This is a genomic window from Leptospira abararensis (genome assembly GCF_016918735.1).
GTDB classification, from domain to species: Bacteria; Spirochaetota; Leptospiria; order Leptospirales; family Leptospiraceae; genus Leptospira_A; species Leptospira_A abararensis.
On the sequence record NZ_JAFFPR010000035.1, the window covers coordinates 111,793 to 132,388 of the forward strand.

The following is a 20,596-nucleotide window of genomic DNA, read 5'->3' on the forward strand; positions in this document are numbered from 1 at the left end:
CTTGTAGTAGAAAAAAAAAGTAAAAAATGGAATCGGGAACACAAAGAGAAGCAAAATCGTGGGCGATGTTCGCCATCACAGACCCAAGGCTCCGGCCACTAGAAGTAACGGAGAAACTGGGCATCCAACCGGACTATTATCATGGTGCGGATGTAAAAGACATCGAAAATATGACAATTCCGAGTCATTGGCAGCTCAATTCCAAACTGGGGCCGGAATTCCCCTTACTCGATCATATTTGGGATCTGCTTAAAACATTAGCACCTGTTCGTAAAGACTTAAAAGAATTCACGGAAAGTTATGAATCGACCATTTATGCCTCGGTAGAGTTTGCATCCGAGTTTACAAAAGGGGTGGTTCTCGACAAAAGAACTATGCTTTTGTTAGGTGAGATGGGAGTGAATTTGGAAATTATCCCCTGGAATCTCGATGAGACTCCCTAAGGATGGCCGGACTTGGAAAGATAAGTCGAGTGAGGCCAAATCGTTTTAAATATAGATAACTAGAAATAGGGAGACCGAGGAGTACAAGGACTCGTTTTTTCAATCGCAGGTCACGCGCCATGTTTAAGAGTTTGGTAAGCAGAGTGATGGGAAGGTAAGGTAGGTTGGAAAGATCCATTTGGATATGGGATCTTGTTTGGAAAAATAACATATGCATCACAGAATCCATTTCTTCTTCGAGTTCGTTGTGAACGGTTTTAGACAAAATGACAATTTCATACGCATTCTGAACTTCGCGCACATTCAGGTATTTTGTTTTTTTCGCCATTGGAGGTAATGTATGGTCTCACTCTCAAAAGATACACTCATTTTTCGTTCCAAAATCATCCGAAAGGTTCGTGAGATTTTATGGAGGGATGGATTTTTGGAAGTGGATACTCCTACCTTAAAGCCCATTGTGGGGATGGAACCTTATTTGGATCCTTTTGAAGTGCGCTCTCCTGACTCACGTGAGAAAGGATACCTCATCACTTCTCCTGAATACAGTTTGAAACAGATGATGGCAAAAGGGATGACTCGGATCTTTGAGTTAGCCCATACATACCGATCTGGTGAGATGGGAAGTGAGTTCCATTCCAAAGAGTTTCTTATGTTAGAACTTTATGTGAAAGGAATGAATGATACTTCGTTACGTCATTATATAGAAACTTTTTTAAGAGAATTGATCCATAGTTTTGGAACCGAAGAGGATCAGAAAAAAACATCGAACCCGGACTTTCTCCGCCATCTTTCTGTGGAAGAGGTCTTTGTACAAAATGTCGGACATGGATTTTCCCGTGAGGATTTGTTTGAGACAATTGAAAAACAAAAACTCACCACCTCCCGTTTGGCAGAACTCCAATCTTGGCAATATGAAGACCTTTTCTTTTTGGTATTCCTTAACTTAGTGGAACCTAAATTAGGTGATGGAATTGTTTTTTTATACGATTATCCCCCGGAATGTGCGGCTCTGGCAAGGGTAGTGGATGGGGTTGCCAAACGATTTGAAATCTACTGGGACGGGTTGGAACTTGCCAATGCCTTTTATGAACTGAATGATGCCAAAGAACAACGAAAAAGATTTCGAGAAGAACAGCAATTACGGAACAAGTTAGGAAAAGAAGTGTTCCCCATTGATGAGGACTTTCTGCATTGTTTGGAAACTGGATTTCCCGATTGTGCAGGGATATCGATCGGAATGGACCGGTTATTGTTGAAACTTGCCGGTAAACACGGGCTAGGTGAAATTAGCCCGTATTGGATGGAAGTTTAGACCAAGTTTAATCTTCTTCTTGGAATTTTTCGCAAGACTCAGGAACTTTTCCTTCTTCTAAATCGGCACAAGAGAAAGCAGCCATATCTTTGGCACATTTTTTCATGTTCTCTATATCTTCTTTCGTGAGTTTTTTTGTGGGTTTGTCGTTTGCCGGTTTTTGGCCTTCCACTACATAATTTTTGTAACGGGATTCGCAGACATTCCCGTTTACAAATTGGGCCTCGACCATCTTTCTTTGGTCAGCGGGTAGTTCTTTCAACTTTTCTTTCATACATTCCGATGATTTCGCACACATCTTTTTAGAGAGGGCTTGGAATTCTTTTGCATCTTTTAATGATTGTGAGGTGAGAAGGAAAGGAAGGAAAAAGAGAGAAACGATTAATATTTTTTTCATACAAAGATTCTACTGGTTCTAATCATTTGGTAAAGAAAAAAATGAAGAAAAAGGATTGAAACGAATCGGAATAGTTCTAAAATTCTCTCCCATGAAAGCAATCACCTCTTTATTCTTACTATGTTTTAGTGTTTCACTTGTGGCACAAAACTTGACCGGAAGAAATCCTGTGATCATTCCTTCTGAACCTAGAACGATTGAAGAATTCAAATCATTGCAGTCGTCAATTGCTATTACACCGGAAGGCGGAGCGGCAATCCTAGTGCTTGCGATTTCTCTTTATAACAAAAACCAAGATTTTGGAACGAAAGCCGTAATCCTTTCTGTCCTCTCCAAAAACAGACAAAAGTCCACCAAACCCTCTGCCGTGGATGGAATGGATTTAGGTGGGAGCGATAAATATCTACTCGGGCAACTGGATAAATACAAAATGTTATCGAGTGGGTATTGGAAAGGGGCGGAACCAGCTAACGGATACACGCCGAGTTTGCCTTTAACAGTCGAAACTTATACAAACCCATATTCGGGAGATGAGGCCACGGGTAAATTGAAACTTTTTGTAGCCACTCGGGGTGCTTCTAGTTTTCGACCAGTGTCTGTAGAAAAAGATACGGATGGACTTTGGCGTGCCAAAGAAATGAGTTCTCTTTTTGTCGGAATGATGCCAGCCAAATAGATGTTAGATTCTCTTATGTTATGGCACCCTGTGGTTTTGGCTCTCCTTGCCACGGGGTTTACTTGGTTTTGTACGGCCTTTGGTGCCAGTTTTGTTTTTTTCTTTCGCACCGTACCAAGACCTGTCTTCAATGCGATGTTAGGTTTTGCTTCTGGGATTATGATCGCTGCCAGTTTTTGGTCTCTACTTTTGCCCTCCATTGCTCTTTCCGAACAAGCTGGAAATCCTGCTTGGCTTCATTCGAGTTTTGGGTTTTTATCTGGTGGACTCACTCTTTATGCTCTACATAAACTCCTTCCTCACCTTCATGTGGGCCTGGAGGAAAATCATTTAGAAGGAGGGAAGTCTTCTTTTCAAAGAAGTTTGTTACTTGTACTTGCCATCACTCTCCATAACATTCCCGAAGGTTTGGCAGTCGGAGTCGCCTTTGGAGCGCTAGGTGATGGATTTACTTATGAAGCACTCATGGCGGCAGCAGTAGTTGCCTTTGGGATTGGGATCCAAAATATACCTGAAGGTGCTGCGGTTTCCATCCCTTTGTTACGAGAAGGTTTTAGTGCTCGTAAGAGTTTTTGGTATGGACAACTTTCTGGATTTGTGGAACCAATCGGTGGGCTATTGGGAGCTACCCTTGTTTTTTATGTGGAAAGTTTACTTCCCTTTGCACTTTCTTTTGCTGCAGGAGCTATGATTTTTGTTGTAGTGGAAGAATTGATCCCAGAATCGCATACTGGTAAAGAAACGGAAATGTCAACCCTCGGGGCTATGTTTGGGTTTGTTCTGATGATGGCCCTTGATGTCGGCCTTGGATGAATGATGAGAACCATGAACCCAAATTCTTTTCTTACTAGTAGCATTCTTTACGATTGGATTCCTGGTTTCGAATTTAATTCTTATGATCTTTCTGATTTAGTTGTCCCAAGTCGGGACTTAGAGAAGGAGTGTATGTTCATTCAAGAAAAGATAAATGCCCATTTGGCAATCTACAAAAAAGGTACATTGGCAAAACCAAAGGGTTTATGTACTACTTTTAAATATGCGGTTTTGGAATCGCCAGCCCTCTCACTTTGTCAAACCCTTGAGAGAAAATTAAATGGAAACATTTTAGTGGTTTATGCTAAACCATTACAACGTTGGCAATCACCTAAATAATGATCCTACCCAAACTTTCTCCTTTTGTGGGAGTCCACTGCGAAACCACCGCCACCGGAACTCTTTTGAAACATATTGACGTGGAATTATCGGAACCAATGTTATTCGGGATAGGCGAGGGTCTTAGTTTTATTTATTGGAAAATGAAATCGATGGAGTTCCCTTTTATTGGAGGAAGGATCAAACCTGACCAACTAACGGTAAATATAGCAAAAAATCTAAACTTAAAATTAAAAATTCAAGAAACCGCTTCGAAAACAAAGGCTTGGTCTTCTGTTCGAGATTTAATTGATCAGGGAACTCCTGTTGGATTAAAATTGGACTCTTTTCACTTAGAGTATTTTTCGAAACCATTTCACTTTGCCGGCCATTACGTGGCCTTCTATGGCTATGATGAATCAAACGCCTATTTGGTTGATACCAAACAACAAGGAACTAAGGTGCATACTTCTTTAAAAAGTTTGGAGTTGGCACGAAGTGAAAAGGGGCCCATGGCTTCCAAAAATCTATTTTATACAATAGCGCCGGGGAAAAAAATACCGGAACTCACAAAGATTGTGCGTTTTGCTGCGAAAAACAATGCGCGTGAGTATCTGCATCCGCCTATTACTAATGTTTCTTATAAAGGAATCAAAAAATTAGCATCGCAATTAGAGAAATGGTTTCACTCTTCCTCTGATCCCAAGAGAGATTTTGGAACCACGGCTATGATGATGGAAAAAGCAGGAACAGGTGGTGCCATTTTTCGAAATCTATATCGAGACTTTTTATTAGAAGCATATGCGATTACAAAAGATCCGATCTTTCATAATGCACATAAACAATTCAAAGAGATAACAAGCCATTGGACAGAAATTGTTTCTTTATTTGAGGATTTAGGGAATCGGGGTGAAGAACGTTTACTCGCACAGACCAAAGATTTGTTGTATGTAGTATCCGATTTAGAGTTTGAGGCAATGACGGGACTATTACAATTGAAAGTTGTTTGACCAAAAGATGGTATGAGTAAAATAGCATTGACTCCATTTTACTCATGAGTAAAGTAGATTTATGTCCACTTTACTCATGAGGTATTTGGCCAAAAAAATCCGAAGTGATTTGAAAGAACGGATGGTTTTCCTCGGTGGCCCGAGGCAAGTAGGGAAAACCACTCTAGCACAATCATTCCTATCCAATTTTAAGGATAATCACCCTGCCTATCTCAATTGGGACAATCCCGTCCACGCCCAAAAAATCAGAAATAGAGAATGGCCCATTGCAGAGAAGTTGATTGTTCTCGATGAAATTCATAAGTTTAAAAATTGGCGTAACCTGGTAAAAGGTTTTTACGATACCTTAAAGAATACACATTCCTTTTTAATTACGGGATCAGCAAGGCTTGACCACTTTAGAAAAGGCGGAGATTCTTTACTGGGAAGATACTATTACTACCGTTTGCATCCGTATACACTCAGTGAGGTGGGAAACACAAAAGCAAACTTAACCAGGTTGTTTACATATGGAGGATTCCCTGAAAGTTTCCATAAAGCAGACAAACGATTTTTACGAAGGTGGCATCTGGAACGTGTCAATAAACTCATTCGTTCGGATCTTCGAGATTTAGAATATGTATCAGATATCAATAAAATGCAATTATTAGCAGAAGAGTTGCCAAGGCGAGTGGGTTCGCCCTTGTCTTTTAAATCCCTTGCTGAAGATTTACAAATTGATTTTAAAACTTGTAAACGATGGATCGAGATCCTGGACTCTTTGTATTATTCTTTTCTCATTCCCCCTTTTGGATCTCCAAAAATCAGAGCCGTAAAAAAAGAACAAAAACTTTATCTCTGGGATTATAGCCAAGTGGAAGACTTAGGGCAGCGTTTTTAAAATATGGTCGCCTGCCAGTTGTTAAAGTTTTGTCATTTTTGGGAAGATGTGGAAGGTCACAAAATGGAACTTAGATACATACGAGATACCGACAAAAGGGAAGTGGATTTTGTTGTGATCCAGGATAAAAAACCTAAGTTTGCCGTTGAATGTAAACTATCAGATACAAATCTAACATCATCCCTTCCATACTTTGCCGAGAGAACACCCGTCCCGAAATTCTATCAAGTCCATATGGGAGAGGTTCAAAAACAAATATCTGATAAAATTTCGATCCTTCCCTTTGATGAATTTTGTAAAATAGAATCAATGGTATAAAATTTCCCTACGCAAGCGATTGCAGTAGAAGTCGTTTAACAATTGCGAGGTGCCAAAGAATCCTTGGATCCTCGCATCCGTATCTGCAGAATAGTTCTCCCTTTTAAAAATTAAAATTGGGCCGTGACCATTAGATAAGCAAACTGCCCATTTTTGGAAAATTGGTTAGTGAAAGCCTGCGAGTTAACAGTGCGATCGTTCACGCGGTTTTGGATGGCGTCGCCGGCAAATAACATACTATATCCACATTCTAAGATTAAATTTTTGTATGGAACATTGTATTTGAAATCAATTTCACGGAACAAACTTCGCCCAAGCATGGATACGGGTCTATTGTTTCCGGCTCCGTTTGTTGTTAGGACTTGGTTCACATCATAACTATTATTGGAAGTAGATTCTGTGCTCGCTCCAGATTTGGCAATACCTGCTACATCATACCAACTGTCTTGGAGTTTGTGTTTTTCGATGGCAAAATAATCGACCCGAACCGAACCATAAGTTCCTAAGTTGTAACTTACGTTGACTGATTTTGATTTCATATTGACCCAACTGACTTGATCGGCCATCCCATAAAATAAATGGTTGGTATGAAATAAGTTTTGAAAACTGGCCACAGACCCGTCGGTTCTATTGGGATCTCCACTTCCCACATCGTAGGCAACACCTAATCTCAGTTTATCGATGGTATATCCGAGATCGGCCCCAAAAGCAAATGTTTTGTATCTTTCTTTTTCAGAGTAAAGGTTATGGCTATAAGTCCCATTGGTTAAGGGATCGGTCAAGGTCACTTCGGTCCTTTGGTTGTCCCAGCTCGGTCGGATGGATTTTCCTGTGGTTCCGGTTTGCACTGCATATTCGAAAGAGTAGTCAATGGCTTGGAGAGCTTTTTTGTTCGCTTGGGTTTTGTTTGTGACACGGATTCCATAGGTATGTAAGATATCCCATCTTCCGGCTCTAGATCCAGGTGTTCCTGTTTCTCCTGTGGTGAGAACAAGAGACTGGTTTGTGCGTAAGTATTCTTTTTGTAAACCTAAGTAGTATAAGTCGATGTGAAAGAAGTCAGAGGGTTTTAAAGTATTATAAAATCCTGTAAAGTATGAATCACCTAACTCTTGTCTTTGGGCATCTGGTTTGAAGGTACAGGCTTTTGTCCCGTTATAAGGACAATCCATATAGGGGCTATATTGGTTTTTTACCCCAAAGGAGGTTGTGTTCCCGGCGATATCGGAGTGACGTTCGCTCACGGAAGTAACAAACACATGAGACGATAGGTATTTTTGTTCCCACTTGAGTCTAAGTCCATCAAAACTTCGGCCTACATTGGTCCAATCGAGTGATCCCACCAAACGTTCGTCACCGTATCGCAGAATTTGCCGACCTGCTTGGATATGGAAGGGAAGATCAAAATTGTTTTTTACTTCGATATAAGCTTCTCGAATGTCTGTGCTTTGTCTCGTTCCATCATTGGCTGTAGAAAGTCCCGTGAGTGATCCTTTTTCTGCTCCCCAAAGCCTTGCATCTTGAAACGTAATTTTAGCAACAACATCTTTGGTAAATTCTTTCTGAATCCAAAATTGAATCTTCTGTCCCGTAAAATCCACGTTGTCATTTGTATTACGATTGAAATCTAAATTGTATTTCATCTCAGGCCGAACTCGCACAAGGGCTCCTGCCGTAAATCCTTCCGACCAAGTCGGAGGGGCTGCTGGTTTCGGTGGTTCTTGAATGGGGGCTGTTGAGGTGTTCGGAAGTTGGTTTGCATTTGTTGGAGCATCCGTAGGCGGAACAGTCGTTTGGCCGAAAATTTCATAACCAACAAACATAAATAAAAAGAGTAAAATGGGTAATCTTCGCATCTGCATTGTTAAAAGACCAAGTTTTGCGGTCTTCTCCTAAGAGCTTGTAGAATGCAAGAATCGTACGTTTTGAGTAAAATTTCCTAAAATATTCGCGAATTGTCTAAAATACACTACAAACTGTATCTTTTGCAGGAAGATTGGGTTAAGGCAAAGTAGCTTGATAGGGAACAATTAGTTCGATGATTGGGGAGATTGGGTACAACTTGTATCTATTGCGTAAGAAATGTACGGTTTGTTTGGATGATGGGAAAGGGTGGGCCAGACACTCTGTCGATTCAACCTTCTGAACCGAACGTCTGGTAGTTTCTTCTCGCTGTTTTGGTGCTTACGCTGGTATTGCTGTTGGTCATGTATTTTCCTCCCAGGAAATGACTTTGTGGTAAAAATCATTTTTCTAATTAGAGATTGTGTGACCACTGTTTCTTTACGAACTGTCAGGTGAATACTATACTAGCACATATTATATGCAGTTTGGTTTAGCCTAAAGAAAGTACCAGTTTCATTCCTTCTTCCACTTTCTTCATATTCTTAGTTTTTAATTCTGAAGCTTTGTTTATGAATCTTTCCCTATCTAGAGTTACAATTTGAGAAACATTTACAATTGAGTCTTTAGAGAGATTTGTTTCTTTTTTGGTTAACAAAGCATTCCCAGGAGCAGTGGCTAAGTTCATATTCGTAGTTAAGGGAACTACTATGATAGTATTAATATTACTTTCATTGAAAGCATCATCTTGAACGATTAAGACTGGTCTTTTAAAACCTGGTTCACTTCCTAAGGGAATTCCTAGATCCGCCCACCAGATTTCACCACGAGTCATTTTTAAGACTTCTTCTTAGGGTTGAGACAGAAATATTTAAAATTGAATGATCGGTTGCATCATTGTTCTTTGCGTAAACTTCGTTTAGTTTCTCTGTAATTTTTTCTTTTGAATGATTTTGTATAAATTCTTCGAGAGCTTTCGCAAACAATTGGCTTCTGGGAATTCCCAATTTTTTAGCGGTCTTTTCCGCAGAAACAAAAAGATCGTCTGGAATTGATATCGCAGTTTTCATGTAAAAAGTATAACTAGGGTATAACCTTAAAACAAGCTTTTTTATTACGTTCCCCCAGTTTTATTTCTGATGCTGTACCCCAGATGAGTCCATCTGATGATTCTATTCCAAATCCCCGCGCCAGCGATAGCAGCGGAAATCCTTTCCGTAGGAAAGATTGGAGCGGATAGCGCGGTCGGTATGGAATCAAATGTGGATCCGCAAACCATTCCGAGGCGCCCTAAAAATGCTAAAGATATTATTTTCTTACCATGAACACTTTCCCACCTTGGCTCTGGCCTATGGCGAGGCCAGAAAAATTGCACTCGCCAATCGAATCAGGTGCTTACGCTTCATTCCCAACTCACCACCACTTTCCCAAAATGTTTTCCTGTTTGTAGATACTGCAAGGCTTCTGGAACTTCATCAAAACCGTACACTTTGTCCACAACTGGTTTGATTTTGTTAAATTCGATGGCTCGGTTCATTCTTTCGAAGTCGGCTCGGCTTCCCACAATCACCCCTTGGACTTTTACCCCTTGCATGAGGATGGGATAAAGAGAAAGACTCGATTCCCCACCAGCAAGAACTCCAATGAGGGCAATGGTACCGTAAGGTTTTACACTCATCATGGATTTTGGCATGGTACCGGCACCACCGACTTCGATGATGAGATCCGCTCCCGCCATTTTCGTATGTTTGCGAATGTCTCGTTCCCAATTGGTTTTTGTGGAGTAGTTGATGGTTTCGTCGGCACCAAGGGTTTTGGCACGGGCCAGTTTTTCATCACTGGAAGAGGTGATGATGACACGTGCTCCCATCATTTTTGCAAATTGTAAGGCAAATAAAGACACACCACCCGTTCCGAGACAGACGACATCCGAGCCGGGTTCAATCCCACCAAAACTCACTACGGCATTGTATGCAGTAAGGCCGGCACAACCTAAGGTTGCGGCTTCTGCGTCTGTTAGGTGGCTTGGTGTGGCCACAAGGCCAGTTTCCGAGAACTTCCCATACTGCGCCAAACATCCGTCATTTGGTCCACCGAGAGTGGAACGAAGGTTGTCCATATTGGGGGCACCATCCATCCATTTTTGAGCGAAAATAGGAAGGACTCGGTCTCCTTTTTTCCAAAGAGTGACATCTGACCCGACAGCTTCCACAACACCGGCTCCATCCGAACAAGGAATGAGAGGAAGTTTTTGACGAGGGTTGTACGTTCCTATGACCATTAAATAATCACGATAATTCAGTGAAGTCGCTGTTAGGCGAACGAGGACTTCTTTGGGGGAAAGTGATTCAGAAAGATCCCTTGTTGTTTGTTTCAGGTTTTCGAGTCCAAAGGAACCTTGGATTTCCCATACTTTGTTTAACATAATTCCTCTAAGTTTTAAAATCAAAATTCACTCGTCAGATCCTCGGGTCTCCTTATCCTTTGTCGAGTGGGAATCAGAGGATAAGGCAGCTATGAAAAAAGATTTTTGGAACGATAGGGTGGTAGTGATCACCGGTGCCTCGAGTGGGATTGGAAAGGCCTTGTATGAAGAACTCGCTCCTTTCCCCTGTGAACTTGTTCTCTTAGCAAGAAGGGCTGCAGAAATTACATCCCCCAAAAACAAACACGAAGGGGCAATCATTCACCGAGTGGCCTGCGACCTTTCTGACCCCACATCGGTACTCGATGCAGTCGAGTGGATCCAAAAGAAAGTTTCTAAAATCGATGTTTTGTTTAATAACGCAGGGATTACGGCCCATGGCCGGTTTGATTCGTTATCGATGGATGTGTATCGTAAAACGTTTGCGACTAATTTCTTTGGCCCAGTCCAACTGGTGCGAGGACTTTTGCCCCACTTACTCACCGCCAAAGGAAATATTGTCACCACCTCCACTGTCTCTGCTTTGTATGGTGTGCCAGGTCGTGCGGCTTACTCTGCTTCCAAGTCGGCATTACATGCAGCACTCGAATCACTTCGGATAGAAACAAGGGAAGAGGGACTCGGAGTTTCTCTTGTTTGTGTGCCTTATACGGATACGGCTTTACGAACATCAGGCCTAGATGCCGCTGGGGAAACACTTTCGGAAGCACCTGCCAAAGGAAAACGTAAGACTGCTAAGGAAGTGGCCCATGTGTTAATGGCTGTGGCAAAGGATAAGGAAGCAAGACTTGTGACCTTCAATCTAAGTGGTCGGTTTTTGGAATGGATGCGGTTTTTCTCTCCTAAGTTTTTGGAAAAAATTCTTTATAAAAAACTTTACTCGGACTTCAAAGCTCACTGAAAGTCGTCTAAACCAAAGCATAGGGAGAGGAGCCATCCTTTGGACAATTTATTATTATCTTATTTAGCAGCTGTTATATTTACATTTTTGTTTATGAGTCTGATGTGGTTCTGGGGAAAGTCCAGAGACAACTATGCAGTCATAGACGTGGGTTGGGGGCTTGTGATTGCAGGCATTGCTTCTATCCTTGTTTATTTCGGACGGGGGAACGGGTTTGCCAAATTGGCAGTGCTCGTCCCTGTTTGGATCTGGGCCCTTCGGTTGTCCGGGTTTCTTTTTTGGACGCGGATTCGCACAAACCATCCCGAAGACAAACGTTACACTGGATTTCGTAAAGACTACGGTGACAAAGTCCACTTAAAGATGTTTACCAATGTCTTTCTATTACAAGGCTTTTTAGCACTCCTTCTTTCCTTTCCGTTTTATTTTGCCGCCCAGTGGAATTTATTTCCCAACTCAGGAGCATTGGGGCCTAACGGGTATTTGATGGTATTACTTGGGTGGATTTTATTTTTGGTGGGAGTCGTGGGAGAAGGAATTTCTGACCGTGACCTCCACAAATTTGTGGACGATCCGACAAACAAAGGTAAGGTTTGTAACGTTGGGCTTTGGAAGTATTCTCGCCACCCCAACTATTTTTTTGAATGGATCCTATGGGTCGGGATTGGAATCATTCCGGTTCTTTCTTCGCCAGATGCATTGATCTCACTTTTCACACCGCTCTTTATGTTTGTGCTCTTGCGATTTGTATCGGGGGTTCCCTTTGCCGAAAAATACTCACTCCTTTCCAAAGGAGATGTGTTTCGGGAATACCAACGCACCACCAATGCATTTTTCCCTTGGTTTTCAAAACAAAAATAAGTAAGGATAAAATATGAATTTCAATGATTCCTCCCCTAAAGAAGAGGGCTCGGCTTTTAGTATCAATTCGTTTTTGGAGAAAGATATTTTCCCAGATTGGCTCATTCGGTTTCGTATCCGCCAACTATTGAATGTCCGAATCAAACAAGAAAGAAAAGAAAACGCCACGGCCCAACTCCAACACAAAATGAACTATGTGAATGAGTTAAAAAAATCACCGATCGCTGTACATACGAAAGCTGCCAACGAACAACACTACGAAGTTCCGAGCGATTTTTTTACGTATGTGATGGGACCAAGGATGAAGTATTCCTCTGGATATTGGCCTACCCTCGATACGAGTTTTGCGGAATCGGAAGAAGAGATGCTTCGGATCACCGTAGAACGTGCAGAGATCAAAAATGGAATGAAGGTTTTGGATTTGGGATGCGGCTGGGGAAGTATCTCTCTCTATATCGCCGAAAAATTTCCTAAATCTAAAGTCACAGGTGTTTCCAATTCGAGAACTCAAAAAGAATTTATCGACAAACGTGCGAAAGAAAGGGGATTAAAAAACCTGACCATCATCACAAAAGACATGAACGATTTTACTACCAAAGACAAGTTTGATCGGATTGTTTCTGTCGAGATGTTAGAACATATGAAAAACTATGAGAAACTCTTTGAAAAACTATCAAAGTTTCTTGTGACCGATGGAAAGTTTTTTGTCCACATTTTCACTCACAAAGAATTTGCTTATCCTTTTGAGGTCATTGATGAAACCGATTGGATGGCCAAGTACTTTTTTACCGGTGGGCAGATGCCATCAGATGATTTGTTTTTATACTTCCAAAAAGATTTTTTAATCGAAAATCATTGGGTTGTGAATGGAACTCATTATGCGAGAACCAGTGAGGCTTGGTATGATAACATGATACTAAACAAGGATAAACTAATGCCTATCCTTGCGAGTACTTACGGCGAAAAAGAAAAAACCAAATGGTTTGTTTATTGGAAAGTTTTCTTTCTCGCCTGTGCCGAGTTATGGGGTTATCGAAACGGGGAAGAGTGGTTTGTTAGCCACTACTTACTTCGAAAACGCTGAGTTTTTTTCCCGGCAGCTTTTACGTAAACTCCACCTTCTTTTTTAGAAGGGGGAGCACTGCTGCGACGAGTGTCACCACCGCGTTCACTTCTTTCCCCACGTTCGCTTCTTTCGCTATTAGATCTTCCGCCACGGTAACCACCGCGACTTCCGCCGCCTGATCCGCCACCATCGCGTCGTCTTCCACCGGATCCGCCACCACCAGGAGGAGTTTCACTCCATTCTCCAGCAGTTTTTCCGATTTTTTCCGGGCCACTGATTTTGGTTTGATCGAGCATATTCGAAAGCAGTTTCAAAGATAAAGAACGTTTGTCGTCCAATTTCAAAAGTTTTTCTAAAACTTCTTCTGCATCCGCATGGATTTCTGTTTCTACCACTTTGTTTAGGAAGTCTTCTTCTCTTCTTGCCAAAACTTCCTTTTTAGTAGGAAGGGAAGCAATCGTAAGTTGTGTTCCGGAGGTTCCTTTGAGTCTTAGGAGTGCACGAGATTCTCTTGTGGTTACAAGAGTTACCGCTTTTCCTGACTTTCCAGCCCGACCCGTACGACCAATTCTATGTGTATAACTTTCGCTATCAAAAGGAAGGTGGTAGTTGATCACGAGTGATAAATCTTTTACGTCAAGACCACGAGCGGCAACATCGGTTGCTACAAGGATTTTCACGCGCCCATCGTGTAGGCTTTTTAAAACTTGTTCTCTTTGTTTCTGGTTTAAATCACCGTGGAGAGCTTCAACAGGATATCCTTTGAAACTAAGTGTTGATTTAAGATCATCTGCTTCTTTTTTAGTTTTTGTGAAGATGATTGCCTTAAAAGGGTTTTCATAATCCAAAATTCGTACGACAGAAATTTCACGTTCTGCTTCATCAATCACGTAGTACACTTGTTCGATGTTTTTAGACGATTTTTCTGTTGCTGCAATTTTTACAAGTGCAGGGTGCGTTTGGTACTTACTTGCCAACTTCTTAATGGGCTCCGGCATGGTTGCGGAGAAAAGTAAGGTTTGTCTTTTGGTTGGCAGTAGATTAAAAATGGATTCAATATCATCCATAAAGCCCATATCGAGCATTTCATCTGCTTCATCCAATATCACCATGGAAGGTTTGAAATTTTTAAGTTCCTTTCCTTTCAATAGGTCGAGAAGTCTTCCTGGAGTTGCCACAGCAACTTGGGCACCTTTTGCCACTTGAGTGATTTGTTTAGAATAGGAACTGCCGCCATAAATAGTGGTGGTTTTGATTCCTAAATGTTTTCCCAATTTAAACAGTTCATCAGATACTTGCAGTGCAAGTTCACGAGTTGGTGTGAGCACAAGCACTTGCATGCCATCATTCACATTGATTTTGTTCAAACAGGGGAGTCCGTAAGCGGCAGTTTTTCCGGTACCGGTCTGCGCTTGTGCGATTAAATCTTTTCCTTCCAATACGAGCGGAATCGCTTGTTTTTGGATAGGGCTTGGTAATTCGAAGCCTGCATCAGTGATTCCTTGTAGTATTTCAGGACGTAATCCGAAAGATTGGAAGTCATTTCCAACTTCGGTGTCATTCTTAGTCATGGAAATAGGATACAATAAAAAAACGGCCTAAAAAAGAAAGGTAAAAATATCTGAATGCCTTAATCTCCTTTTTCGGCAAGCTCTCTCAGGTATTTGTAGAGTTCTTCTTTTAGATACGGTTTGGGCATAAAATATTCAAATCCAGAGGCGAGGATTTGGACTTTTTCCTCAGGCATACAAAGACCCGTACAGGCGAATAGAGCAGGTCTGTGGGGTTTTCCCACCAATCCCTTCGCAATTTCTGTTCCGTGTTTTCCCGGCATCTCGATATCCAAAAAGGCAATATCGTAGGGGGATTCGTTGAGTTCCCTTTCTGCGTCGATACCGTTACTTGTTTCTTTTATTTCAAATTGTAGGGGTTTTAAATAACTTCGTAGGACTTTTCGGTTGAGATCATTGTCATCGGCAATGAGAACTCTTTGGGGTCTGGAAAAACTGGGTAGAGGGGATTTAGGCGAAATCTCGGTTCCTTGGGGTAAGGATTTGGTTTCCGCTAATTTCCAAAGGATTGGAATTTTTACTTTGAATGTGGAACCTTCCCCTAAAGTAGATTCAACTTCCACTTCCCCTCTCAACTCTTCTAACGAAAGTTTTACGATGGAAAGACCGAGTCCAGAACCAGAGATCCCGCAACCTTCGGGAACAAATTGGTTGTACTTTTGAAAGAGTTTTTCTTTCACTTCAGGAGAAATTCCGGGACCTGTGTCACTCACTTCAATATGTAAAATGCCTTCGTCCTTTGTTTTGGTTTCCAAATGAACAGAAAAAGTAACCGTACCCTTGTTTGTGAATTTTACTGCATTGGCCGTTAGGTTCCAAAAAATCTTTTCGATTTTCCTTTTGTCAGAATGCAGGATTATATTTTGATTCACTTGATTGTTTACTTTGAATTCTATTTGTTTCCGTTTCGTTTCTGCTTTAAAAAAAGAATCTAAAATATGTATACATTGGTAAAGTTCAAACCACTCATTATTGGTGACACTTGCGTTTTCTTCCAAACGAGAAATTTCAATAGTATCATTCACTAAATGTAGGATCACTTCGCCGGCGTTTCGTATATGATCCACATAACCAAGAACAGTTGGACTTAAATCTGCCTCCCGAATCATTTCAGACATCCCGAGGAGAGAATTTAAAGGATTTCGAATGTCGTGGCTAATGGCAGCGATAAAATCTCTTTTTGCGGCCGTGGCTCTTTGTGCTGCCTGTTTTTCAACTGCCAATCGCTCAGTCGCTTTTCGCATTTGCAATAAACGGATGGTTTGTTTTCCAAGGAGTCGTAACATTTGGATTTGGTCTGCATTGAGTTCTCTTGGTTTGTTATCTATGACACAAAGAGTTCCTAGTTTGATTTGGTCATCAAGAGCCAAAGGGATACCGGCATAAAAAATAACATTGGGCGCTTCATCCACTAAAGGATTGTTTTTAAAACGATCATCTTCTTTGGCATTGGGAACCACAAAAACTTCATCCCCTAAAATGGCATGGGAACAAAAGGCAAATGACCTAGGTGTTTCGCGAGCACTAAGCCCATGGTGGGATTTGAACCATTGTCTTGTTTCATCGATAAGACTCACAAGAGAGATCGGTGTATTACAAATCATGGAGGCAAGTCTCGTGATTTCATCGAACATCTCTTCTTCAGGAGTGTCGAGGATTTCGAGCCCTTTTAAGGCCGAAAGACGCGCGGTCTCATTTTTCGGTAAAGGGGCAATGATCATACGAGGTTTAGACGAAATCAATTTCGCATAAAGGAAAGCATAATTTTGCTTTTTCCTATCAGTCTAAACTCTATGAACCGAGCTGCCAAATTACCTATTTATACTTTCCTATTTGTATTTTCTTTGCTCCTGACTTCTTTTTGTTTTGAATCCTCTTCGCACTCTCCGAAAAAACCAGAAAATGTGGAACTACGAAAAAAACTCACTGATCTGCAATACCGAGTCACCCAAGAAGATGATACAGAACCCCCCTTCCAGAATGAATATTGGGACAATCATGAAGAGGGAATCTATGTAGACATCGTTTCGAAAGAACCTTTGTTTAGCTCGAAAGATAAATTTGAATCGGGGACTGGGTGGCCAAGTTTTACAAGACCTTTGGTAAAAACTAATGTGGTAGAAATTATGGACAATTCGTACGGTATGACTCGAACAGAAGTACGTTCCAAATCAGCGAATTCTCATTTAGGCCATGTCTTTGATGATGGCCCAAAACCAACAAACAAACGCTATTGTATGAATTCGGCCTCGATGGAATTTATTCCCAAATCAAAATTGAAAGAACGAGGATTTGGAAATTTCCTTTCAGAATTTTCCGAATCAGATAAAAACAAATAAAAGAGTTTATCTTTCGTGAACTTAAAAGGTAAGGCGTTACATATAGATTGCCAAAAGTATCTGTAAAATATGTATTCTAAATCAAGAACTCTTAGGGTTATTTTTTAAGCCCAAAGATTCATCATAAATTCTTCATCGTTACGAAGAGAGATGAGTTTGTATTTGGTTTCGTGGATGTCTTCACGAGAGACTTCGCGTTTCCAACGAATGTCTACTTTTAGTTTACGAACGCGAGTTTGTAGTTCTAAAAGTTCCCAAACCGAATCTTCCATTTCTTTTCTGTATAAATTGGTAAAAAGTGGTGCTACTTGGTCGGGAGTATCCATTTTTAAAAGTTCCACATGCGTTAAGTCATGGATATTTTGCAGGGCCCAAATATGTAGGGTGAGAGTGGTGATTCTTTCTAATTGAGAGATTTCATCTTTTGTGTTTCTTGTGACTTGTTGTTTGAAGAAACGAATTCTTTTTTCTAAATATTGGATAAGGTCAGATTTTGGAATTTCTCTTTGTTTCCATTTGTCCCAATCGGTTTTTAGATCTTCAAAAAGTCCTTCGCCAAAAAATACAGAAGAGGCTTCCATAAGTTGGAGGCTCCCCGGTTCTGAAATTTTTAATCTATGTCGAAGTGAGTCTGCGTCTCCCGCAATCATATTGACAGGAGCCACGTCCTCTAACTTTTGTAAGGCACGAGAGATCGAATCAATGAACTGGGATTTCATTTGATCCGTGGAGTGGGCCACCAAATAAAAATTGAGGTCGGATTCTGGATGGAAGTCGCCACGTTCCCTAGATCCATAAAAAAGGATTTGGTAGGGTTTCGTCGACGGGATGAGTTCTAATTCATCCAAAACTTGCGCATAGAGATTAGGGTTTAGTGCTTCAAATTCCATTGTTTATTCAAAGTATAATTTCATACGGGATAGATTTTCTAAAATGGCTTTGAAGGCACGATCACGTTCTTCTTGGCCAGGGAAAGGAAGGGATTTTACATTATTGAGATCTTGGTAAATGATTTCAATGGAAGGTTGGTTAGGATTTTTTTTAATAGAGGCAACGTAATCCAAATTGATAACTTCCGATTCACCGAGTTTTAACCACATAAAATTTCTCCTCAAAATCTAAGGGCTCCATTCTATTTGCCTAATCTTTTTTTCTAAAAAAATCGGGCTTTGTGCGAAATCCAAAGCTAGTACAGTTCCAGAGATTGTTGGACCATTTGGTGGAGTTCTTTTGCCAGCTCTTTGGGTCCGGTAGAATCAGAAGCAATGGTCTCAAAAACGAGTAAAAACCCATTATGAATCCCCTCCCAACGCGCATAGAGTTGGGAATTCCGATACGGGAAAACAAGGACACTACATTTTTTGGATCCCCAGACAAAATAGGATACATCCGGGTTTTGGACTTCCTCTTTATAGAAGTAGGGAAACTGGGATTGGTTCTCTCTGTCGGTGGAAGATAACCTGAGCCACTGGATTTTTCCCTCCAAATCCAAACGGATTTCATAACTATTTCCCGTTCCAAAAATAGAGCCAGATTTGAGTAACTCAAAGTTTTCTTTTGCAACCCAAACAGCATGGTAGGTGAGTCGCAACTCTTTTGTTAGGTGTAGTTTTTTGATTTCCAGGTTTAAATTTGGTTTGAGAGATTCTGGATTTTTCTCTAAAGGATTCTCTTTAACCGATTGGCAGAACATTGTTTGGGTGAGAATCAAAACTAAAAGAATTTTAATGGCCCACTTCATATTCATCTCCTAAATAGTTTTGAAAGAGATACCCATCTTTCGTTTTCTTTTGTAGATAGTCGGGTGAGAGAAGAACCTTCCCTCCGCCACCCGTGAGGTCTTTTACATAATTGGGGATGGTAATTCCTGAATGGAAGCCCCGAAGTTTGCGATAAATTTCGATTCCTCTTTCAATGGGTACAACAAAGTCTGAACTTCCAAATACCTCATCACATTGGTGGAGGTAGTAGGGTTTGATACCGATGGAGATCAGCTTGTAATTGAGTTCCGATAGAACCTTCTCATCATCATTGATTCCGGAAAGTAAAACCGATTGGTTAAAAATAGAAACATGGCCCTGTTTGATCAGTCGCATAACATAGATTTTAGTTTCATCCGTAATTTCGTTCGGATGGTTAAAATGAGTGACCATATATAAGGGAAAGTGTTTTGCAAAAACACTGCAAAGATCTTCGGTGAGCCGCATAGGCATGGTGACTGGGTGGCGCGTATGAATCCGCACTTGGTTGAGATGGGGGATGGATTTCAGTTCTGTGAGAAGATAATCAAGGGAAGAGTCAGAAAGTGTGAGCGGGTCCCCACCGGACAAAATGATCTCTCGGAGTTCTGTGTGGGTGCGAAAATATGCGAGAGCTTTTTCCCATTCTTGTCGGTTCGGGGTTTCTTCGGGGTCTGAAACTTTCCGTTTCCTTGTACAAAACCGGCAGTAAACTGCGCAGACATGAGAAATGTACCAAATGGCCCGGTCGGGATAACGATGGGTCACACCTTTGATTGGCATGTATCGTTCTTCTGCCAGCGGATCTTCTACTTCATTGGGTTTTTTGGTAAGTTCACCGGTCCGGGGAATGATTTGTTTGCGGATGGGGCAATTTGGATTTTCTTTGTCGATCCTTTCCAAATAGTAAGGGGTGACGGCAAAACTAAATTCCTCTAATGCCGGTGCAAAACTTTCCCTCTCTTCAGGAGTGAGAGTCAGTTTTTCTTCCAAATCCTTAAGAGTAGTGATTCGGTTTTGTAATTGCCATTTCCAATCCGACCAAGTCATCGCTTATGACCATACTTCGGTTGACACAGGGCCAAGTCCCTCGGATTTTGTTTACGAGTAACGAAATTATGAACTTAGGCATTACAGAAGTAAAAAAAGGAATGATTCTCAAGATTGACAATGAGCTTTATTCCGTCGTCAAAACCGAGTTTGTGAACCCAGGAAAGGGTTCTGCATTCATCCGTACCAAACTTAAAAATATTGTCCGCGATTCTTCCATTGAAAGAACCTTCAAAGCTGCAGAAAAACTGGAAAGTGTGGATTTAGAACGCCGCAAAATGCAGTACTGTTACGCTGACGGTGACCAAATCATTTTTATGGATGTCAACGATTACGAACAGATCCCTGTTTCTAAAGATTATGTGGAAGACATCCTTCCTTTTATGAAAGAAGAAACACCGGTGGAAGTTGCGTTTTACAATGACAAACCCATTGGTGTCACACCTCCGAACTTTGCTGTGTTGGAAGTTACCTATGCAGAAGATGGTTTGAAAGGGGACACAACAGGTCTTGCACTCAAACGTGTGACGGTAGAAACGGGTGGAGAAGTCCAAGTCCCTATTTTTATCAGACAAGGGGACACAGTCAAAATTGACCTCCGAGATTTGTCTTATGTGGAGCGAGTCAACAAATAG

Annotated in this window: 25 protein-coding genes; 13 read left to right on the top strand and 12 right to left on the bottom strand. The window is 41.2% G+C overall.

The annotated features are described in order from the left end of the window. Positions 1–26: 26 nt before the first annotated feature. Complete coding sequence (locus JWG40_RS11120) at positions 27–443, top strand: DUF4279 domain-containing protein (RefSeq protein ID WP_205285869.1); 417 nt, start codon at positions 27–29, stop codon at positions 441–443. Here the strand turns inward: JWG40_RS11120 and JWG40_RS11125 are convergent. Then, positions 412–771, bottom strand: coding sequence for a hypothetical protein (locus tag JWG40_RS11125; RefSeq protein ID WP_205285870.1), 360 nt, complete (start codon positions 769–771; stop codon positions 412–414). The genes JWG40_RS11120 and JWG40_RS11125 overlap by 32 nt on opposite strands. Positions 772–783: 12 nt before the next feature. On the opposite strand from JWG40_RS11125, the gene JWG40_RS11130 reads away from it, so the two are divergent. Next, on the top strand, positions 784–1,755 hold the full coding sequence (locus JWG40_RS11130) for an amino acid--tRNA ligase-related protein (RefSeq protein ID WP_205285871.1): 972 nt from the start codon (positions 784–786) through the stop codon (positions 1,753–1,755). 7 nt (positions 1,756–1,762) lie between these two features. Here JWG40_RS11130 and JWG40_RS11135 read toward each other — a convergent pair whose 3' ends face one another. Further along, a complete protein-coding gene (locus JWG40_RS11135) occupies positions 1,763–2,152 on the bottom strand; it encodes an LA_2478/LA_2722/LA_4182 family protein (protein ID WP_205285872.1) in 390 nt (129 codons plus the stop codon). Between the two features lie 55 nt (positions 2,153–2,207). Between JWG40_RS11135 and JWG40_RS11140 the strand changes: the two genes are divergently transcribed. The 6 genes from JWG40_RS11140 (at position 2,208) to JWG40_RS11165 (ending at position 6,167) form a co-directional block, all read left to right on the top strand. Then, positions 2,208–2,828 carry a DUF6935 domain-containing protein gene (locus JWG40_RS11140; protein ID WP_408611513.1) on the top strand — a complete coding sequence of 207 codons (621 nt, stop codon included), beginning with the start codon at positions 2,208–2,210 and terminating at the stop codon, positions 2,826–2,828. Further along, a complete protein-coding gene (locus JWG40_RS11145; protein ID WP_205285873.1) occupies positions 2,829–3,641 on the top strand; it encodes a ZIP family metal transporter in 813 nt (270 codons plus the stop codon). A 12-nt stretch (positions 3,642–3,653) separates the two neighbouring features. Beyond that, a complete protein-coding gene (locus tag JWG40_RS11150; protein ID WP_205285874.1) occupies positions 3,654–3,980 on the top strand; it encodes a hypothetical protein in 327 nt (108 codons plus the stop codon). Further along, positions 3,980–4,969, top strand: coding sequence for a BtrH N-terminal domain-containing protein (locus JWG40_RS11155; RefSeq protein ID WP_205285875.1), 990 nt, complete (start codon positions 3,980–3,982; stop codon positions 4,967–4,969). Before JWG40_RS11150 ends, JWG40_RS11155 begins: the two co-directional genes overlap by 1 nt. 61 nt (positions 4,970–5,030) lie before the next feature. Next, complete coding sequence (locus tag JWG40_RS11160; RefSeq protein WP_205285876.1) at positions 5,031–5,849, top strand: ATP-binding protein; 819 nt, start codon at positions 5,031–5,033, stop codon at positions 5,847–5,849. Between the two features lie 63 nt (positions 5,850–5,912). Continuing rightward, entirely contained in the window at positions 5,913–6,167 is a 255-nt protein-coding gene (locus JWG40_RS11165) for a hypothetical protein (protein ID WP_205285877.1), read from the top strand. 110 nt (positions 6,168–6,277) lie between these two features. Here JWG40_RS11165 and JWG40_RS11170 read toward each other — a convergent pair whose 3' ends face one another. From JWG40_RS11170 to JWG40_RS11185, 4 genes are all read right to left on the bottom strand, one after another. Beyond that, a complete protein-coding gene (locus JWG40_RS11170) occupies positions 6,278–8,029 on the bottom strand; it encodes an alginate export family protein (RefSeq protein WP_205285878.1) in 1,752 nt (583 codons plus the stop codon). A gap of 473 nt (positions 8,030–8,502) precedes the next feature. Next, positions 8,503–8,844, bottom strand: a complete 342-nt coding sequence (locus tag JWG40_RS11175; protein WP_205285879.1) for a type II toxin-antitoxin system PemK/MazF family toxin — start codon at positions 8,842–8,844, stop codon at positions 8,503–8,505. Next, positions 8,831–9,079 (bottom strand): ChpI protein, encoded by a 249-nt coding sequence (locus JWG40_RS11180; RefSeq protein WP_205285880.1) that lies wholly within the window; start codon positions 9,077–9,079, stop codon positions 8,831–8,833. Before JWG40_RS11180 ends, JWG40_RS11175 begins: the two co-directional genes overlap by 14 nt. Positions 9,080–9,411: 332 nt before the next feature. Beyond that, on the bottom strand, positions 9,412–10,434 hold the full coding sequence (locus tag JWG40_RS11185; RefSeq protein WP_205285881.1) for a zinc-dependent alcohol dehydrogenase family protein: 1,023 nt from the start codon (positions 10,432–10,434) through the stop codon (positions 9,412–9,414). 91 nt (positions 10,435–10,525) lie between these two features. On the opposite strand from JWG40_RS11185, the gene JWG40_RS11190 reads away from it, so the two are divergent. Genes JWG40_RS11190 through JWG40_RS11200 form a run of 3 tightly spaced genes read left to right on the top strand, consistent with a single transcriptional unit; the run spans position 10,526 to position 13,280 of the window. Beyond that, positions 10,526–11,335: an SDR family NAD(P)-dependent oxidoreductase gene (locus JWG40_RS11190; RefSeq protein WP_205285882.1), complete on the top strand. Its 810-nt coding sequence runs from the start codon at positions 10,526–10,528 to the stop codon at positions 11,333–11,335. A 39-nt stretch (positions 11,336–11,374) separates the two neighbouring features. Next, entirely contained in the window at positions 11,375–12,196 is an 822-nt protein-coding gene (locus JWG40_RS11195; RefSeq protein ID WP_205285883.1) for a DUF1295 domain-containing protein, read from the top strand. Positions 12,197–12,209: 13 nt separating this feature from the next. After that, positions 12,210–13,280, top strand: a complete 1,071-nt coding sequence (locus JWG40_RS11200) for an SAM-dependent methyltransferase (RefSeq protein ID WP_205285884.1) — start codon at positions 12,210–12,212, stop codon at positions 13,278–13,280. On the opposite strand, the gene JWG40_RS11205 is transcribed toward JWG40_RS11200, so the two are convergent. Then, complete coding sequence (locus JWG40_RS11205) at positions 13,259–14,833, bottom strand: DEAD/DEAH box helicase (RefSeq protein ID WP_205285885.1); 1,575 nt, start codon at positions 14,831–14,833, stop codon at positions 13,259–13,261. The two genes, JWG40_RS11200 and JWG40_RS11205, sit on opposite strands and share 22 nt — an antisense overlap. Positions 14,834–14,892: 59 nt before the next feature. Next, complete coding sequence (locus JWG40_RS11210; protein WP_205285886.1) at positions 14,893–16,554, bottom strand: hybrid sensor histidine kinase/response regulator; 1,662 nt, start codon at positions 16,552–16,554, stop codon at positions 14,893–14,895. A gap of 72 nt (positions 16,555–16,626) precedes the next feature. Between JWG40_RS11210 and msrB the strand changes: the two genes are divergently transcribed. Next, positions 16,627–17,172, top strand: coding sequence for a peptide-methionine (R)-S-oxide reductase MsrB (gene msrB / locus JWG40_RS11215; RefSeq protein WP_205285948.1), 546 nt, complete (start codon positions 16,627–16,629; stop codon positions 17,170–17,172). Between the two features lie 104 nt (positions 17,173–17,276). On the opposite strand, the gene JWG40_RS11220 is transcribed toward msrB, so the two are convergent. From JWG40_RS11220 to JWG40_RS11235, 4 genes are all read right to left on the bottom strand, one after another. Beyond that, positions 17,277–18,062 carry a hypothetical protein gene (locus tag JWG40_RS11220; protein WP_205285887.1) on the bottom strand — a complete coding sequence of 262 codons (786 nt, stop codon included), beginning with the start codon at positions 18,060–18,062 and terminating at the stop codon, positions 17,277–17,279. A gap of 3 nt (positions 18,063–18,065) precedes the next feature. Next, positions 18,066–18,272 carry a hypothetical protein gene (locus tag JWG40_RS11225; protein ID WP_002975617.1) on the bottom strand — a complete coding sequence of 69 codons (207 nt, stop codon included), beginning with the start codon at positions 18,270–18,272 and terminating at the stop codon, positions 18,066–18,068. Positions 18,273–18,358: 86 nt separating this feature from the next. Next, a complete protein-coding gene (locus JWG40_RS11230; protein WP_205285888.1) occupies positions 18,359–18,913 on the bottom strand; it encodes a hypothetical protein in 555 nt (184 codons plus the stop codon). Further along, entirely contained in the window at positions 18,897–19,961 is a 1,065-nt protein-coding gene (locus JWG40_RS11235) for a KamA family radical SAM protein (protein ID WP_205285889.1), read from the bottom strand. Before JWG40_RS11235 ends, JWG40_RS11230 begins: the two co-directional genes overlap by 17 nt. A gap of 68 nt (positions 19,962–20,029) precedes the next feature. On the opposite strand from JWG40_RS11235, the gene efp reads away from it, so the two are divergent. Next, positions 20,030–20,596, top strand: coding sequence for an elongation factor P (gene efp, locus JWG40_RS11240; protein WP_205285890.1), 567 nt, complete (start codon positions 20,030–20,032; stop codon positions 20,594–20,596).